Annotated in this window: 16 protein-coding genes and 1 pseudogene; 7 read left to right on the forward strand and 10 right to left on the reverse strand. The window is 72.6% G+C overall.

The genetic code is table 11. From position 1 onward, the window contains the following. Positions 1-181 precede the first annotated feature (181 nt). Positions 182-478: a hypothetical protein gene (locus IPT68_RS34400; RefSeq protein WP_228040747.1), complete on the reverse strand. Its 297-nt coding sequence runs from the start codon at positions 476-478 to the stop codon at positions 182-184. 45 nt (positions 479-523) lie between these two features. Between IPT68_RS34400 and IPT68_RS29890 the strand changes: the two genes are divergently transcribed. After that, a complete protein-coding gene (locus IPT68_RS29890; RefSeq protein ID WP_228040632.1) occupies positions 524-2434 on the forward strand; it encodes an SWIM zinc finger family protein in 1911 nt (636 codons plus the stop codon). Between the two features lie 120 nt (positions 2435-2554). On the opposite strand, the gene IPT68_RS29895 is transcribed toward IPT68_RS29890, so the two are convergent. Further along, positions 2555-3742, reverse strand: coding sequence for a spore photoproduct lyase family protein (locus tag IPT68_RS29895; protein ID WP_189699871.1), 1188 nt, complete (start codon positions 3740-3742; stop codon positions 2555-2557). A gap of 172 nt (positions 3743-3914) precedes the next feature. Between IPT68_RS29895 and IPT68_RS29900 the strand changes: the two genes are divergently transcribed. The 3 genes from IPT68_RS29900 to IPT68_RS29910 all read left to right on the forward strand — a co-directional run bounded on the left by IPT68_RS29900 (position 3915) and on the right by IPT68_RS29910 (position 6552). After that, positions 3915-4091: a hypothetical protein gene (locus tag IPT68_RS29900; protein WP_189699870.1), complete on the forward strand. Its 177-nt coding sequence runs from the start codon at positions 3915-3917 to the stop codon at positions 4089-4091. 623 nt (positions 4092-4714) lie between these two features. Beyond that, on the forward strand, positions 4715-5620 hold the full coding sequence (locus IPT68_RS29905) for a universal stress protein (protein WP_189699869.1): 906 nt from the start codon (positions 4715-4717) through the stop codon (positions 5618-5620). Between the two features lie 26 nt (positions 5621-5646). Then, entirely contained in the window at positions 5647-6552 is a 906-nt protein-coding gene (locus tag IPT68_RS29910; protein ID WP_189699868.1) for a universal stress protein, read from the forward strand. On the opposite strand, the pseudogene IPT68_RS29915 reads toward IPT68_RS29910, so the two are convergent. Next, positions 6540-6928: pseudogene (locus IPT68_RS29915) on the reverse strand (polyphosphate kinase 2); the annotation flags it as partial. The gene IPT68_RS29910 and the pseudogene IPT68_RS29915 sit on opposite strands and share 13 nt — an antisense overlap. 741 nt (positions 6929-7669) lie before the next feature. Here IPT68_RS29915 and IPT68_RS29920 point away from each other — a divergent pair. Continuing rightward, positions 7670-8593, forward strand: coding sequence for a carbamate kinase (locus tag IPT68_RS29920; RefSeq protein WP_189699867.1), 924 nt, complete (start codon positions 7670-7672; stop codon positions 8591-8593). A 209-nt stretch (positions 8594-8802) separates the two neighbouring features. Here IPT68_RS29920 and IPT68_RS29925 read toward each other — a convergent pair whose 3' ends face one another. Further along, positions 8803-9384: an Rv1733c family protein gene (locus IPT68_RS29925; protein WP_189699866.1), complete on the reverse strand. Its 582-nt coding sequence runs from the start codon at positions 9382-9384 to the stop codon at positions 8803-8805. Between the two features lie 895 nt (positions 9385-10279). Between IPT68_RS29925 and IPT68_RS29930 the strand changes: the two genes are divergently transcribed. Beyond that, positions 10280-10903: a DoxX family membrane protein gene (locus IPT68_RS29930; RefSeq protein WP_189699865.1), complete on the forward strand. Its 624-nt coding sequence runs from the start codon at positions 10280-10282 to the stop codon at positions 10901-10903. A 560-nt stretch (positions 10904-11463) separates the two neighbouring features. Further along, entirely contained in the window at positions 11464-12456 is a 993-nt protein-coding gene (locus tag IPT68_RS29935) for an Acg family FMN-binding oxidoreductase (protein ID WP_189699864.1), read from the forward strand. 39 nt (positions 12457-12495) lie between these two features. Here the strand turns inward: IPT68_RS29935 and IPT68_RS29940 are convergent, their stop codons facing one another. The 6 genes from IPT68_RS29940 to IPT68_RS29965 form a co-directional block, all read right to left on the reverse strand. After that, positions 12496-12846, reverse strand: a complete 351-nt coding sequence (locus tag IPT68_RS29940; RefSeq protein ID WP_189699863.1) for a cupin domain-containing protein — start codon at positions 12844-12846, stop codon at positions 12496-12498. Positions 12847-13001: 155 nt separating this feature from the next. Then, positions 13002-13403, reverse strand: coding sequence for a cation-transporting P-type ATPase (locus IPT68_RS35110; RefSeq protein WP_228040021.1), 402 nt, complete (start codon positions 13401-13403; stop codon positions 13002-13004). Continuing rightward, a complete protein-coding gene (locus tag IPT68_RS29950) occupies positions 13400-14281 on the reverse strand; it encodes a universal stress protein (RefSeq protein ID WP_189699862.1) in 882 nt (293 codons plus the stop codon). Before IPT68_RS29950 ends, IPT68_RS35110 begins: the two co-directional genes overlap by 4 nt. Before the next feature lie 44 nt (positions 14282-14325). Then, positions 14326-14652 (reverse strand): DoxX family protein, encoded by a 327-nt coding sequence (locus IPT68_RS29955; RefSeq protein ID WP_189699861.1) that lies wholly within the window; start codon positions 14650-14652, stop codon positions 14326-14328. A 112-nt stretch (positions 14653-14764) separates the two neighbouring features. Next, entirely contained in the window at positions 14765-15382 is a 618-nt protein-coding gene (locus IPT68_RS29960) for a malonic semialdehyde reductase (RefSeq protein WP_189699978.1), read from the reverse strand. Positions 15383-15496: 114 nt separating this feature from the next. Continuing rightward, the gene (locus tag IPT68_RS29965; RefSeq protein ID WP_189699860.1) at positions 15497-17515 is read right to left on the reverse strand and encodes an acetoacetate--CoA ligase; all 2019 of its coding nucleotides are present in this window, start codon (positions 17513-17515) and stop codon (positions 15497-15499) included. Between the last annotated feature and the right edge of the window lie 14 nt (positions 17516-17529).

Below are 17529 nucleotides of genomic sequence, written 5' to 3' on the forward strand. Positions count from 1 at the left end.
AGGCTCGGCTGAGCCCGGGCAGCGGGGCGAGGGCTTGGGTCCGGGGGAGCTGGGGCAGCGGGGCGAGGCGGAAGGCTCGGCTGAGCCCGGGCAGCGGGGCGAGGTCGTGGGCTCGGCTGAGCCCGGGCAGCAGGGCGAGGTCGTGGGCTCGGGGGAGTCGCGGCAGCGGGGTGCCCTGGGCTCAGGGGGGTCCGGGCAGCAGCAGGGCGAGTTGGAAGGCACGTCGGCGCGGGAGCGGCCCGCTGATGTGGCGCGGCGGGCTCTGCGGGCTGCTCGAGGGCGGGGGAGCCGCGAGGAAGATTCGGGGGGTACGGGGGACCGGTGCGAGGGCGTGGGTGATCGCGGCGATGCCTCGGACGGGCAGGGTCTGCGGGGTGAGCGGGGTGAGCGGGGTGAGCGGGGTGAGCGGGGTGGTCCGGAGGACGTGAGCCCGCAATCCGGTGACCGGCGGCCGGCCGCCGCTGCCGGAACAGGCCATTCCGGGAGTCAGGGGTCCCGGCCCGGCGACGCCGCTCGGGCCGCGCTGCGGCGGGCGGTGTCGGCTCGGCGGGACGTCGCCGAGGACACCGGGACGGCCGGGGGGTCGAGGGGCGCATCGGACCCGGCTCCTGGCGAGTTGACCGATGCCGGTGCCGCCGACACATCCGGCGACGTCCCCGAGGGACCCACTTCGGCAACGGCCCGGCCCTCGACCCGTCCCGCCGATGCCGCGCGCGACGCGTTGCGTGCTGCCCGGAGTGAGCGGGAGGCCCAGGCGCAGCAGGCGAGGGAGGACATCGGGACCACGGGCGTCGAACCGACGCCCCGTTCGGCGTACCGAACCGCATCGACCTCGCCGCGCCCCACCATGCGACGCCACCAGGCTGCTCAATCCCGACGCCCGCGTGAACTGGGTGAGTTGCTCGGCAACGCCTTCCAGTCGCCGCCATCGGCCGACCCGACGCACGAACACCCCGCCGCACCCGACGACTCACAGCCCACGACGCCCCCCGCGCCACCCCAGGACGCACCCCCCGGAGACACCACCTCGCACCCGGCGTCCCCTGCCACGCCTCCCACGTCCCCTTCCACCCCCTACGGGACCACCACCCCCCACCCCGCATCCCCCTCCATGCCCTCGGAGGGCTCCGCATCCCCCGCCGCCACCCCCCACGTCCCCCGCTCCATGGCGTCCCCGCGGCGTGACGGTGACCTGCGTCGTACCTTTCCCGCCTTCCCGCCCCGCCCCTCGGACGACGACGCGCCCTTCGCCGAGAGCTGGTGGGGCAACGCCTGGATCAGCGCGTTGGAGAGAGGCGCGCTGGACGTCAAGCGGCTGGCCAGAGGCCGGGGTTACGCCCAGCAGGGTCATGTGGACGCCATCACGGTGACCCCCGGCCTGGTCCTGGCGTACGTCCGTGGCAGTCGCCCCCGGCCGTACCGTGTGCAGGTGCGGCTGCGCACGCTGGACGACGCGGACTGGGAGCGATTCCTGGACGCCGCCGCCGACCGCCCCGGCCACATCGCCGCGCTGCTCGACAAGGAGATGCCCCATGCGCTGGCGGAGGGCACGGTCCCGCTGCTGCCCGGCCCCGGTGACCTCGAACCGCACTGCAGCTGCCCCGACCGCGGCCACCCCTGCAAGCACGCCGCCGCCCTCTGCTACCAGACCGCCCGCCTGCTCGACGCCGACCCCTTCGTCCTGCTCCTGCTGCGCGGCCGGGGCGAACGCGCACTGCTCGACGCCCTCTCCCGCCGCAACGCCACCCGCGCGGCCCGCGCCGCCCAGGAGCGGGAACCGGCCCCACTGCCCGGCGTGCGGGCCACCGACGCCCTGGCCCGGCAGCGCGAACTGCCGCCGCTTCCCCGTCCGTTGCCCGCCCCAGCGCACCCCGAGCAGCCCCCGGTCCACCCCGCTGCCCCGGGCGGCCCCGACCCGTTCGCGCTGGACCAGCTGGCCACCGACGCCGCCGCCCGCGCCCACGCGTTCCTCGTCACCGGCCGTGACCCGGTGGCGGAGCTGACGCTGTGGCAGGACGCCGTGCGGCTCGCGGCGGGCCGCCCCGGTTCCGGCCTCACCGCCGGCACACGCGCCCTGTACTCCTCACTGGCCGCCGCCGTCGGCCGTACCCCGGCGGAGCTCGCCCGGGCCGTCGCCGCCTGGCGGCAGGGCGGCCTCGACGGCCTGGCCGTACTGGAGGAACCCTGGGACCCACCGGCCGGCCGCTTCGACCGCGCCCGCCCGCTCCTGCTCGCCGCGGACCTGCCCGCCTTCCGCCCCTGGCGCAACCGCCTCACCCACCCGGGCGGCCACGTCCAGCTCCGTCTGGGCCGCGACGCCCTCTGGTACGCCTACGAGTCCGAACCGGGCCGGGACGACTGGTGGCCGCGAGGCACCCCCGACCCCGACCCGGTCGGCGCCCTCACGGGCCTCGGCGCCGGCGACGAACTGTGAGCCGGGGGAAAGCGAGCCGGCCGGAAGCGCGCCGCGGCGCGTGCCGAGGCGTCGCCGCCCGACCTGCCGGAGTCCTCCGGTCCGGGGCGTGGCCGATCGAAGGGCGTCGCAGGCGACCGCTCAGAAGGCGTAGCGCACGCGCAGCCACGGCGCGTGGCGGTCGATGAGGGTGCGCAGGGTCTCCACGGCCTCCCGCTTGACCCCGTTGCGGTAGCGGACGTTGAGGGCGCCGCTCTCGGAGCGCTTGGCCTGCTGGAGCTCCGGCCGCCACAGGACGTCCTCGGCACGGGGATGCCAGCCGAGGTTGACCTCGTGCAGCTCACGGTTGTGGGTGAGCATGATCACCTCCGCGGCGGCCTGCCGCTTCACGCGCGTCGGCAGTACGTCGTCGAGGTGGCTCAGCAGCGCCGTCCAGGCGTCCTTCCAGCCCGGGCGGACGACCACGGGGGAGAGGTTGAAGTGCACCTCGTAGCCCGCGTCCAGGAAGTCCGCCGCGGCGCCGATGCGCTCGGCGACGGGCGAGGTGCGCACGTCCAGCAACCGGGAGTCGTCCGGCGGCATCACCGAGAAGCGGATGCGGGTCCGGCCGCGCGGGTCGAGGGCGAGCAGGTCGGGGTTGACGAACTTGGTGGCGAACGACGCCTTGGCGGTGGGCCACTGCCGGAAGGCGTGCACGAGGTCGGCGGTGTTGTCGCAGATCAACGCGTCCACCGAGCAGTCGCCGTTCTCGCCGATGTCGTACACCCAGGACTCGGGGTCGCACTGGTTCGGCTCGGTCTTGGGCCCCTGCCGGGCCACGTGCCGGGCGAGGTGGGCCACGATCCGGTCGATGTTGGTGAAGACGGTGACGGGGTTGGCGTACCCCTTGCGCCGCGGCACGTAGCAGTAGGCGCAGGCCATGGCGCATCCGTTGGAGGTGCCCGGGGCGATCCAGTCCGCCGAGCGGCCGTTGGGGCGGGTGGCGAGGGTCTTCTTCTCGCCCAGCACCAGCGTCTCCCCCTTGATGCGCACCCAGCGGTCGACGTTGCCCTCGTTGCCGTGCAGCCCGGGGATGCGCCAGTGGGACTCGACCGTGGTCACCCGCGCCTCGGGGAACCGGGCGATGACCTGCCGGCCGCGCGGGGACGCGGCCGCCGCGGGTTCGGCGAGGATCTCGCGCACGGGCAGCAGACGGCGGGCCGCGGCGGAGTCGCGGAAGGACGGGCGGAATGACGGGCGCTGGTCGGCGTCGGCCGGTCCGGGACCGAGGGCGTCGAGCCCGAACAGCACGCCGGAGTCGTCGTCCGGGGTGCTGGACGGGTGGTGCATGAGTGCTCCCGTTCGAGGTGGTGCGGGGGGCGGGAGGAAACGGTCATTCCACTGTACGGGGCACGCACCGCAGGCCGCCTGCCCACGCGCCGGCCCCGTGTGCACGGGACCGACGGGGGAATACGCGAGACACGGCACCCTCGGCCGATCCCCTTTCCCAAGGAGGCACACCGTGCTGGCCATCATCGCGGCGGTCCTGTTCTTCTTCGCTTTCCTCATCAACGCGGCGGAGATAGCGACGAACGACGTCTTCACCTCCATGAACGTCATGCTGATCGGGCTCGCACTGCTCGCCCTGCACGTCGCGGGTGTCGGCAGCGGCTGGGCGGCACGGGGCCGCAGGCGCTGACCGGCCGGAAGGCACGGCGGCGTGGGGGTGGAGGCAGTCGGTTGAACGCGTTGAAAACGTCTGCCAGGACGGGTCCGCCGGCCGGTGTGCCGCCACACCGGCCGGAAAGGACGGTCGCCGCCCGTTGACCGCAGCAGGTGCGCCGGGCTGCGATGCCGGAACGGGGTCCGAATCCGTGCTGCCGTCGGGGACACGTCGGCTGATCGCACTCCGGATTACCGGCGGTGCACGGTATCCGGCGCGGCGGCGGGCCGTCGGCCAGCAAGCCCTTGCTCGTCGCCGCGACGGGGAGCGAGTCGACACCTCTCGAGGCACCGTCCGCGCATGCGCACGCGGATCGGGGTTGGCGTGTTGGCGTTGCCGCCTCTGCCGAACCGGCTCTTTGCGCACGACTCTGCGTGGATCGGGTGCGTGACGCTCGGTCCGCTCAACGCTGACACGGCTCTGTTCGGATGCGCCGTCTGTCTCCGGTCGTCGTCGCGGGGGTCAGCCGGGGCGGCGGGAACGCCGGTTGAGGGTCCGTGGGGACCATCGGCCCCGGATCGGGGACCTGCGGTCTCTGCACCATGGCCTCCCCTCGCCACCACCCTGGCAGCGGAACCCCGATTCAGGAGGTGGACAGCATGTCCCGCAACGTGACCGTGGGCCTCGACGGTTCGTCGGAGAGCCGTGCGGCTGCCGAGTGGGCGGCCCGCGAGGCGAAGCTGCGCGGCCTGCCGCTGCGGCTGGTGCACGTCTGGGAGCCCGTCCCGGAGCCCATGGCGCAGGCCCCGCTGCTGGGTGCCGAGACGCAAGCGCACTGGAGTGAACGGATTCCGCGTGAGGCGGCCGAAGGGCTCCGCCTGCGCCACCCCGGCGTGCGGGTGGAGAGGGAGCAGATTCCCGGAGGGCCGATGGACGCGTTGGTCAAGGCGTCGAAGGCCGCCGAGCTGCTGGTTCTCGGGTCGCGTGGGCTGAGCGGGATCGGAGGGTTCCTCGTCGGGTCCGTGGGCATGTCCGTGATCGCGCACACCGACACCCCCGTCGTCCTGGTGCGGGCCGGGGAGCAGGCCGCCGACGAGCACGAGAAGGACCCCGCCGGCATCCCGTCCGCCGCCACGCCGTACCGTCCCGTGGTGCTCGGCCTCGACACCGGCCACCCCGATGACACGGTGATCGCTTTCGCCTTCGAGGAGGCCGCCCGCCGCGACACCGCCCTGCGGGTCGTGCACGGATGGAGCCTTCCGCCCTACTTCGCCTACGGCATGCCCGCCGACCTCGAGTTCCACGCCGAACTGGGGCGGCAGGAGGCCGCCGCCCTCACCGCGGTGCTGCGGCCCTGGCGGCAGAAGTACCCGGATGTCGAGGTCGTCGAGGAGTCCCGGTCCGGCAGCCCTGCCAACCACGTCATCGACGCTTCCCGTGAGGCGTCCCTGGTCGTCGTCGGTCGCCGAGTCCGCCGCAGCCCCTTCGGCGTCCATGTCGGCCCCGTCACGCACGCGGTACTGCACCACGCCGCCGCCCCCGTGGCCGTCGTCGCGCACGACTGAAGGAGTTCGGCAGAGGAGTGGAGATCATGAACGCAGGTGTCGAGCGGGCCCACGGCGGGGCCCTGGTCGTGGGCGTGGATGGTTCCGAGCCGAGTCTGCGGGCCGTCGACTGGGCGGCCGACGAGGCCGTGCTGCACGGAGTGCCGCTGCGGGTGGTGTACGCCTGCCTGTGGGAGCGGTACGAGGGTGCCGTCCTGGCCCGGGACATCGGCAGGGCGACCGAGCTGCCCCTGGCCCAGGATGTGGTGGGCACTGCCGCTGAGCGGGCCCGCGGCCGGCACCCCGGTCTGCAGGTGAGCGCCGAAGTGGTGTTCGAGGAACCGGAGTACGCCCTGGTCCGCGAGGCCCGGCACGCCTCCGCGCTGGTCGTGGGCACTCGCGGGCGCAGCGGCATCGCCGAGACGCTGCTCGGCTCCGTCAGCCTGGCCGTCGCCGCGCATGCCGACTGCCCGGTGATCGTGCTGCGGGGCAGTCACGACAACCGGGCGACGCCGCCGGTCCACGGGCGGGTTGTCGTAGGCGTCGGCGAGAACCCGAAGGAGTCGGCGGCGGTGAGGTACGCCGCCGAGGAGTCCCGGCGACGCGGGGTGCCCCTGGAGGCCGTACGGGCCTGGCGCTGCCCCGCGCACGAGACCACCGATCACCCGCTGCTCGCCGGCGAGCCCGCCCGGCTGCATGAGGCGCGAGCCGTCGAGGAACTCGACGCGGCGCTGCAGGACCTCCCCGCGGGCGTCGATGTGCAGCGGCGCACCGTCGAGGGCCACGCCCGCCGGGTGCTGGCGGACGCCTCCCACAGTGCCGACCTCCTGGTTGTCGGCGCCAGGCGCCGCGAGGGGCACCTCGGGCTCCAGCTCGGCCGCGTCGCCCACGCGGTGCTGCACCACTCGGCCTGCCCGGTCGCGATCGTGCCGCACCAGGGTCACGACGCCTGACGGAAACGCCTTCGGAGGCTCGCCGTGTGATCGGGGACGTGGTCCGCAGATCGCGCGGCGGGCGCTCATAGCCGATCGACGGCGGCCGCTCCGGCCCCTCCGGCGACGGCACCCTTTGATACAGCACCGAAGACAGCGGAGGGGCGATCAGGTTCAGCCGGGCCCGACGCGTGTCGTCGCTCTCGACCAGCCTTCCAGCGGTTGATCGACTCCAGGTCCATCGGCGAAGCTTCCACCGCCGCACCGAACGCTCCAGCCACCGCCGGAACCGCTCCTGCTGCTCGGTGTCGCTCACCGAGAACCAGTAGTCGCGCGGCAGGATCCCGGTCTTCACCAGCATTCGCTCGAAGATCGGGCACTGGCGCAGAGCAATCCTGCCGAGCCGGCCGAAGGCTCCCCGACGGACTCGGCCTGCTCGTCGGCCGTCCAGCCTTCGGTGGCCGGGCGGGCCACGGCCCTGCAGACATCGGCGACGCCCGCAGCATGCCGGCCGGGGCGAGAGGGTCATGACGTGCCGCCAGTCAGAGCGTCATGGGATCGGCCACTTCCAGACGCGCCCGCGCCGTGTGCCGGACGATGGGCCGCTCGGCCCCATGGCCGGGCCGACCGGCATCGCGTCCGGGTCCATCGGCACCCTGTGCCGGAACGGTTCCGGATGTTCGATGAAGGTGAGAGACGACTTCGGACGGAAGGGGGTGTGCAGTTGTGGCGCGTCATTGACCTCGGAGTTCCGGAGGCTGTTGGTGGATCTTCCGGTGGTCTCGACGGCAGTCGCTGTTCAGCTCGGTTCGGTGCTCGACGCGCTGTTTCTGCGGACGCTGCGGCACCGTGCCGGCCGTCGACCGGCCGTTGCGGGGGCGGCGAGGGTGTGCCGCCGGCCGGATCGGATGCCGGTAGATCGGTGAGCAACGAGCCGTGAGTGGGGCAGGCGCGGATCCGCGTCATCCGGTCAGTGGCACGACGTCGAGCGGCCACCGACCTCCCGAATGTCCGGGTGCCGGCAGCCGGCCTGCTCGACCGAGGTCTTCTCCGCACCCCCCTGTATCGCCTCGACCAGGCGCAGAACCGGCCGCGCACCATCAGCGCTGCGCTCGTGGACACCATGGAGGTCCGAACCATGCGTATCGTCGTCGCCCTCGGCGGCAACGCCCTGTTGCGCCGGGGTGATCGTCCCGACGCGGACGTTCAGGTGGCGAATATCGACCGGGTGGCCACTGCGATCGCCGGCCTGGCCCTGGAACACGAGATCGTCGTCACCCATGGCAACGGGCCGCAGCTCGGTCTCCTCGTCGAGGAGAGCGCCGCCGATCCGGCGCTGAGGGCTCCCTACCCGCTGGACCTGCTCGGTGCCCAGACACAGGGGATGATCGGCACGCTGCTGGTCCGCGCACTGTACGACGTGCTGCCGGGGCACCGGATCGCCGCGCTGGTCACACATACCCTCGTGCAGGCTGACGACCCGGCCTTCGACCGGCCCACGACGTTCGTCGGCCGGGCGTACTCCCGCAAGATCGCTGAAGGGCTGGCCCGCAGGCACGGCTGGCACATCGCCGAGGACGGCAAAGGCTGGCGTCGCGTGGTCCCCTCACCGTCGCCCGAACGCATCCTGGAGACCGAGACCATCCACGACCTGATCGGCGGCGGCGCCGTGGTCCTGTGCGCCGGCGGCGGAGGCGTCCCTGTCACCGCCGACCACGACACCGGTGCCCTGACCGGCATCGACGCGATCGTCGACAAGGACCTCGCGGCGGCTGTGCTCGCCGAGGACCTCAAGGCCGACTTCCTGCTCATCCTCACCGACGTCCCGTGCGTCTATGCCGGCTATGGCACCCACGACCAGCGGCCCGTCCTCGGCGCGACGCCCGACGACATGCGCCGCGCAGGCTACCCCGACGGTTCCATGGGCCCCAAGGCGGAGGCCGCCGCCCGGTTCGTCGAGCGCACCGGAGGACTGGCGGCCATCGGAGCACTCGACGCCGCGTACGAGATCGTTCACGGGAGGTCGGGGACGCTGGTGCGCCCTGACCCGACCGTCGGCTGAGATGCCTCGCCATGTGGGGAGGAGGCGGCCCACAGGGCACTGCCCCAAGGGCGGGCAGCTGAGTTGATCCTGGAGGACGCTGATCCGCTCGCCAAGCACGTCACAGGGCCGGATCGCCCGCCCGCGGCAGGGGGACCGTAGAGGCGGAGCCGCCCACCCGTGTCCTCGTCAGCCCTGCCCATACTCTGGCGGGCGCGGCCACGCGTGGATCATCCGGTCTTGTGACCCCACTGCGGCCCGACCAGGTCCCACTCCCGGCCCCACTGCTCGATGCGCTGCCTCTCGAGCCTCCACCGTGCGAGGGCTCCGGCGCCGCAGACGAGGCCGGCGAAGGCGAGCGCGGCCCCGGTGGCCAGGACACCGGCTTCGACAGCCGCTTCCGTGCGACTCGGCGGCTCACCGGTGATCTCGCCCCGCCCGTCCGTCCGGACAACGATCCTGGACCCGGCTTTCAGACCGGTGTCCACCAAGGTCCTGTCGGTGTGGACGGAACCGTCGGGGTCCGTCCAGCGGACTCGAGCGGCGGTCTTGTCGCTACTGGTCCCGACCCCCGCCACGCTCCGCGGCACGTCGGCGAGGAGCACAGCGCGCACGGGACTGCGTTCGGCGCGCTGCCGTGCGAACACCTCGTCGGCTGCGTGGGCCGTCACCAGACCGACGACCGCACCGCCCACCGCCGTGACCACCCACACGGCCAGCACGACCCACGCTTCGACGATGTCACCGCGCCGTCGCAGTGGGTTGTTCCGCCATCGCCAGAACCTCTGCTTCGCACGCCTGCTGCCATCCATCGGTCCGCCCCTCCTCCGCATCGTGACGTGACGAAGGTGACAGTCGCCGGAGAGCCCGGGCATGGGCCGACCAGGCGGCACCGGAGGGCCGATCGGGGCCAACTCGCAGCCGCTGTCGGGACGTTCAGCCAGTACGCGGACGGTGGCCGGAGGAGAGGAACGGCAGGGTCCGGTATGCCGCTCACTCGGTGACGTGTGGCCCGTCCGGGCCCGGCGGCGGGACTGGTTCCCCGACCCCGTCGAGACGGCGCGGCTGCTCCGTCTGACGGCGGAGGCCGAACGCCGCAACCGCATCGATGCCGACCGCGCTGCGGAGAGCAACCGCCGGGTGCACCACGACCTGCGGCCGACTCCCGATGTGGCCTGTCGCAGGCGGTGCTCGGCCCCCAGGACGCCCGCGAACGTCTTCCCCTGCGGGACTTCACCGATCGACCCAGCCGAATACGTGGTGGCCGCAGGTGCCCTCATGGTTCGACGACAAGGCTGACGACGTCTACGCGGGGCAGCCGCCGCTGAAGTGCTGGTGCGTCCGACAAACGGATGGATGATCACGGTGCGTTGATCCTTCAGAAACAAGACCCCTGGCAATTCGGGAGTGTTGAGTGCGCTGTGGCAAAGGGAGCCCCTGTTCGATGAGCAGGGGCTTCGTCGTGGGCGGGGCGTGATCGCGACGCGGTAGGGACAGGCAGCGCGCCATTCCCGAACACCCGCACGGCCAGGCGAAGTTCGTCCCGTGACGGCCGACCGCTGCCAACGCGACCCGGACAGGGGGCCGTTCGGCCCACTTGCCGGGCCCTGCAGCCCCTCCACCGGGCGGTGACGAGGCGGGACATTGAAGGCGCAACGAGAGTCGTCCACCTTCTGCGCGTCGCACCCCTCGAAAGGGATGAGCATCATGGCAGTGCACGACCACCCCCACCGGCATCCGGTATTCCGCTTCCCGTCCCTGCGCAGGGCGGGGACGGCTCCGGCCTCCGCCGACGAGGCGACCGCCGTGGAGACGGCGACCCGCGCGTACGTGTTCGCCGGGCTGCGGCTGCTGACCGGCTTCGTCTTCCTGTGGGCGTTCCTCGACAAGACGTTCGGCTTCGGCTACGCCACCCCGTCCGGCAAGGGCTGGATCGACGGCGGGTCGCCGACGAAGGGCTTCCTCAGCGGTGTGGCGGCCGGCCCGATGGAGTCGACGTTCCACGACTGGGCGGGCGCCGCGTGGGCGGACTGGCTGTTCATGCTCGGCCTGCTCGGCATCGGCCTCGCGCTGATCGCGGGCATCGGCCTGCGGCTCGCCGCGATCGCCGGCACCGCCATGATGGCGCTCATGTGGATCGCGGAGTGGCCGCCGGCCAAGCACCTGTCCGACGGGTCGCCGAGCATGTCCACCAACCCGTTCGCCGACTACCACTTCATCTACGCCGTCGTCCTCGTCGCCCTCGCGGCCGCGGGCGCCGGCGCCACCTGGGGCCTGGGCAGGGCCTGGGCGCGGCTGCCCTTCGTCAGCCGCAACCGCTGGCTGGTGTGAGAGCCGCAGACTTGTCCACCGGGGCACCCCGCTCATCGGCAGGGGTGCCCCGGTCGCGTGTCGTGGCCGGCTCGGCGGTGAGGTCTGTTCCCGGACCGGGCCCAACGCCCCGGCTTGCAGGGACGGATGGCGTGTCTCGGCTACGCCCACAGGCCCTCCCGGCAGGCATCGCAGGCGACGAGCATCGACAGTGCGGTGCCAGGACCGTGGTAATGACAACGAGTGGGGCTGCACCAACCGGCTGCTCGACCTGACGGAGTACGTCGCCCGCACGCTGCCGCGCATCTGACAGAGCGGGGGCCGGGGACCACGCCTCGGGGTCTGGCGTGTCGCGGTCGCGGTCCGTCGTCCTGTGGGCGTGTCGTCGGCATACGGACCCGCGGTGGAGTCCACGATTCCGTGGGACGCCCGGTGCCCGTCGGGCGGACACTGGAACTGGCTCGTCGGGCGACCGATCGCCGTCGCGTCGTGACCTCGGTACCGACTCGTCACCACCTGGCTGATCGAGGTACACGCTCAGGCAGCCCCGCGGTGTGTCCGCGGCATGTGAGGAGGATTCCATGGCTTCGCGGCAGCTTGATGAGAAGACCGTAACGGGGCTGGTGGCCGAGGCCGCCGCGGCGCCTTCCATGCACAACGCGCAGCCATGGCGCTTCCGCTACCTGACCAGCGAGCATGCTCTGCTGCTGTGCGCCGACCCCGATCGGGCCATGCCCCGGTCCGACCCCGACAACCGCGCCCTGCACATCGGCTGCGGGGCGGCACTGTTCAACCTGCGCGTCGCCGCCGCGCACACGGGCCTCGTCTCCGAGACACGGCTGCTGCCCGAGCCACAGGACCCGCTGCTGCTTGCCGTCGTTCATCTGACCGAGGATGCCGGGCGCCCGCAGGGCCAGGGCCTGGCGCGGCTGTACCCCGCCATCCGCCGGCGTCACACCAGCCGCCACCCCTTCGCCGAGAAGGACATTCCCGAGGATGTGCGGGCCACCCTGCAGGACGCGGCCGAGCGTGAGGGGGCCGTGCTGCTCTTCCCCGGACCCTGGCACGCCGAGACCGTACTCGACCTGATCCACGATGCGGAGAGCCGCGACACCCTGGACCCGGACGCGAGCGAGGACCTGGTCCGCTGGACCCGGCTCGGACCGGAGGCGGACACGGCTGTCGACGGCGTCCCCGAGTACGCGTTCGGGCCGCGTAAGCGGGACGGCAAGGCTCCCGTGCGCGACTTCGCCGGGCGCCGGCGTGTCGCGGACCGCGGAACCACGGTGTTCGAGCACACCCCGCACCTGGCCCTGCTGAGCACGCGCGGTGACGGACCGGCCGACTGGTTGCGCGCGGGGCAGGCGCTGGAGCGCGTCCTGCTGGAAGCGACCCTGGCCGACCTGGCCACCTCCCTGACATCTCACGCGCTGGAGGACCGCGCGCTGCGCCTGCTGACCCGCGACCCCGCGTGGGGCGTGGGCCAGGTGCAGATGGTGCTGCGCCTCGGCTACGGCCCGAGGGGTCCGGCCACGCCTCGCCGCCCGGTACGGGACATTCTGGATCTCGCGTAGCCGGACGTGCACCTGTTCTCCCATGCGGCCGGGCGCAGGTCAGGGTGCGGACGGTACCCCGGATTCGGACGGATACGGGGCGGGCAGCATGGTCAGCAGCATGACGCTGGGCTCGGTGGCGTGCACGGTGTGCGGCAGCCGTGCGGGAAGGTGGATCCAGCTCCCGGGCGTCGCCTCGGTCTCCTCGTCGCCCAGTACGAGGTCGAGGCGGCCGGAGACGACCTGGATGACCACGGGCAGGGCGGAAGTGTGCTCGGTCAGTTCTTGGCCGGCGGCGAAGGCGAAGCCGACCACGCGCATGCGGTCGTCGCGGTACAGGACCCGGCTGAGAGTGCCGTCCTCGGGCACGGTCAGCTCGGCAGCCAGGTCGGTGATCACGGTGGCAGGCATGAGGTGCCTCCTCAGGCTTGGGTCGGGGTGGGAACAGCGAGCAGGCTGATCGCGCCGAGGTGGGCGCTGTGGCGTCGGAAGGCGGCGCATGTGCAGGACACGGCGCAGGGCGACCGGGTCTCGCAGGGCGCGCTGGGCGATACGCAGGGCGGGGATCAGCCCTTCGTCGTCCATTGGTGCCCGCCAGGGCGGCGAACTCGAGAACGACGGGGAGGCGGTCGGGCAGCTCGCCCCCGTCGGTGTCCCAGCACGCGGCCCTCACCGATGACGACGACGGCGACGGCGGCGGCGAGCAGAATGCCGATCAGCCAGCTGCGGAACTGGTCCAGCAAGCGCAGCCACTGCGGCCTGCGGGCCCGTTCGGCCGGCTCGTTCGCCCCGCATGCCGCGATCCGCTGCTCGACCTCCGCCGAGGTCAGGCCCGCTTCCGGGGCTGCGCCGAGCAGTCCGGCCCCTCGGTGGTCTGCCGCCGGTGTGCGTCGGCCGGCTCCGCCAGTGGCGCGGCGGAAGGAGTGGAGGCCCGTGCAGGCGTGGGGGTCTGCTGGGTCGAGGGTCACTCCTTGCCGCGGACGACGGTGACGGGGCAGTGCGCATGGTGCAGCAGAGCCTGGCTGACCGAGCCGAGCAGCAGGCCGGTGAATCCGCCGCGGCCCCGGGCACCGGCCACCACCAGTTGGGCCTCCTGACTGGTGTCGATCAGTGCGCTGCGGATCCGGGACCGCACCAGGCGCCGCTCCACGGCGACCCGCGGGTACGCCTTCTGACATGAGGCCACCGCCTTTTCCAGCAGGTGCTGCTCGGCGTCGCGGAGCCGGTCGGCGTCAGCCACGACGGCGGTCAGCGGGTCTCCGGGACCTTCGTGGGCCCGTTCGCTCCAGGTGTTCCACACGTGCAGGGCCACCAGCGGCGCTTCGCGCAGTGCCGCCTCGGCGAACGCGAACTCCACCGCCGCCTCCCCGGCCGGGGAGCCGTCCACGGCCAGCGGTACCGGACCGGCCGGGTCGGGACGGCCGCGCACCACCATCAGCGGACAGTGGCCGTGCGCGGCCAGATGCACCGCCGTCGAGCCCAGCAGCAGCCCCGAGAAGCCGGACAGGCCCCGGCTGCCCACCACCGCCAGCGCGGCCGAACGCGACTCGATCTCCAACACCTCCAGCGCCTCACCAGCCACGACAGAGCGCGTGATCTCGATCCCCGGTGCAGCCGCGTGCGCCCGTTGCTCCGCCTGGGCCGGCCCTCCGTGCACCATCGGCTCCAGGCCGTGGTCGACCGGACTCCACGGTGGCGCACCGGACGGCACACGGGCGGACGGACGTCCGAAGGCGTGCACGATCCGCAACGGCGCACCCCGCAGATGTGCCTCACGGGCCGCGGCGTCGACGGCGTCGAGGCTCGAGGCGGAGCCGTCCACTCCTACGATCACCGGTTCACTCACTGCGCTCTCCCATTCTCGAGGCCGCCGACGTGGCCCCTCGGCTCTCAGCCTCGGCCCAGGTGCCTGCCGCGGACAGGGCCCACCAGGCCGCCTTCCGGGCCACTCGGCCCTGCCGCAGCCGTCGAGCGGTCGAAACACTGGCGATCATTCAACCCGGAAGCGGCCAGGCCTCCGCCCAGCGGCATGACCGGGCCGACTGCCACGCCGACGGCGCCCGCCAGCTCCAGCGCACCAATGACGCGGTAGGCCGCGGTACGGAAACCGGCATGTGCAGCCAGCTCAGGCATGGGCCCCAGGGCCAGGAGCTCGGCCACGCCAAGCAGGGCGAAGATCAACACGATGAGACAGATCAGAGCGGCGTAGAGGTACATGGATTCCTGTGCGGTGCGGTGAGGGAATGCGGGGCACGGGCCCAGCGGAACAGGAGCACTGCTGTGGCGGCATGGGCAGCCGCTGCCGCGCGACCGGGCGGCGGCAGTGCCGTCAGGCCCAGGCGACGGCGTCCTCGACGGGCACGCGGGGCAGGCGCGGGAACCAAGGGTCGGCACCGGGGTGACCGATGTTGACCACCAGGTGCGAACGCCAGCTGGTACCGGCGAAGAACTCCTCGTCCACGCCGGCCCTGTCGAAGCCCGCCATGGGACCGGCCGCAAGGCCCGCCGCGCGCACCGCGAGCAGGAAGACCCCGGTCTGCAGGGCCGAGTTGTAGGCCGCGAGGGCCTCGCGCTGCTCGGTCTGGTCGGCGTACGCCGCGCGCAGCATCTCGCCGCGGGCCGGGAAGACGGTCGGCATCTGTTCGTGGAAGTCGACGTCGTACGCCAGAACCGCCACGGCCGGCGCTTGAAGCGTCTTGGCCCTGTTGCCCTCGTCGAGATGCCGGACCAGTCGCTCCTTGCCCTCGCGGGTGCGCACGAAGAGCACGCGCAGCGGCTGGCTGTTGGCGGAGCTCGGCGACCAGCGGGCATGTTCCCAGATCAGGGCGAGTTCGTCGTCGGTGACGGCCGCCTGGGCGAAGGTGTTCGCGGTACGGGCCTCGGTGAACAGCAGCTTCCGCCCGGCGTCGTCCAGGACATCGAGGGCCTGCGGTTCACGGTCGATCATGCTCACGGTTTCTCTCTTACTTCGGTGTTTCGGATGGTGTGGTGCCGGGGCGGGTCTCCGCCCCGGCACCACTCGGCGGCACAGGGTCTGTGGAGCCGATTGGCTGGCCGACGGTCATGTGTGGTGGGTTGACCGCTCGCTTCGCTCCGCGCCCAGGCGGGCGAAGTAGGCGACGAGTTCGGGGTTGTCGACCGCGGAGGGGTTGAGGACCTGCTCGGCGGGGGCGCCCTGGAGGAGGCGCTTGACGGGAACCTCGAGTTTCTTGCCGGTTTTCGTGTGCGGGATGCCCGGCACGGCGAGGATCTCGTCGGGGACGTGGCGGGGTGAGGCGCCGTCGCGGATGGCGTCGCGGATCTTCTCGCGCAGGGAGTCGTCCAGGGTGGCGCCGTCGGCGAGGACCACGAAGAGCGGCATCCAGTAGCCGCCGTCGGGTTCCTCCGCGCCGATGACGAGGGCCTCGGTGATCTCGGGAAGGCGTTCGACGATGTCGTGGATGTCGGCGCTGCCCAGCCGTACGCCGTTGCGGTTGAGGGTGGCGTCGGAGCGGCCGTGGACGATCACCGAGCCGTGGGAGGTGTGGGTGATCCAGTCGCCGTGGCGCCACACGCCCGGGTAGGCGGTGAAGTAGGCGTCGCGGTAGCGGCTGCCGTCGGGGTCGTTCCAGAAGTACAGCGGCATCGACGGCATGGGACGCGTCACGACCAGTTCGCCGACCTGATCGACGACCGGGTGGCCCTCGGCGTCGTACGCCGCCAGCGCCACGCCCAGGTTGGGGGCGGACAGCTCGCCCGCCCAGACGGGGGTCGTGGGGGCGCTGCCGGCGAAGCCGGAGACGATGTCGGTGCCGCCGCTGGTGGAGGCCAGCTGGATGCCCGCGCCCACGTGGTCGCGGACCCAGGGGTAGGCGGAGGCGGGCAGGGCGGAGCCGGTGCAGCCGACGACGCGGATCGCCGACAGGTCATGCACGGTGGGTTCGATGCCCAGCTTGGCCATGGCCAGCAGGTACTGGGGGCTGGTGCCGAAGACGGTCACCTTGTGGCGGGCCGCCAGCTCCCACAGGACGTCCGGGCGCGCCACCGGCGCGGGGCTGCCGTCGTAGGTGCAGGTGGTGGCGCCGGTCAGCAGGGTGGAGACGACCAGGTTCCACATCATCCAGTGGGTGGTGGTGTACCACAGCAGTCGGTCCCCGACGCCCAGATCACAGTGCAGGCCGAGGATCTTCAGGTGCTCCAGCAGGACGCCGCCGTGCCCGTGCACGATGCCCTTGGGCAGGCCGGTGGTGCCGGAGGAGAACACGATCCACAGCGGGTGATCGAAGGGCACCGGGGTGGTGGTGAGGTACTCGACGCGGCCGGCCGCCTCCTCCCAAGGCACTGTCAGCCGTGTGCCCCTGTCCTCGGGCCGGCCGAGGCCGACGTGGTCCACGAGCACCGTGGCCTTCAGTGTCGGCAGGGCGGCCGCCAGTTCGAGGGAGGCTGCGCGGCGGTCGTGACGGGTGCCGTTGAAGAGGTAGCCGTCCGCGGTGATGAGCACGGTGGGTTCGAGCTGGGCGAAGCGGTCGGCGGCGGCCTTGGGGGCGTAGTCCTGGCCGCACACCGACCACACCGCGCCCAGGCTGGCGGTGGCGAGGAAGGCGATGACGGCGTGGGGGGTGTTGGGCAGGTAGCCGACCACCCGGTCGCCCTGTCCGACGCCCAGGTCGCGCAGGGTGGCTGCGACGGAGGCGACCCGGGCGCGCAGCTGCCGGCCTGTGATCTCGTAGGCGGCTCCGGTCTCGTCCAGTGCGGTGATCGCGGGCGCGTCCGGGTGCAGGTTGCGCAGCGCGTGGTGGGCGTAGTTGAGGGTGGCGCCGGGGAACCAGCGGGCGCCGGGCATGGTCTCCTCGGCCAGTACGCGCTTGTACGGAGTGGTCGCGTCGACCTCGAAGTACTCCCACACCGCCGCCCAGAACGCCTCCAGGTCGGTGACGGACCAGTGGTGCAAAGCCTGGTAGTCGGTGGGATCCTGGATGCCGTCGGCGCCCTGGTGCCGGGCGGCCCAGCGGGCGAGGTCCGCGATGCGGCTACTGGCGGCCGCTTGGGGGTCGGGCGGAAGGAAGGGCTCCGGACAAGGCGTGGAGTGCTGGGTGGTCATGTTGTGGTGTTCCT

This window comes from Streptomyces chromofuscus (genome assembly GCF_015160875.1).
In the GTDB taxonomy this organism is placed as follows: Bacteria; Actinomycetota; Actinomycetes; order Streptomycetales; family Streptomycetaceae; genus Streptomyces; species Streptomyces chromofuscus.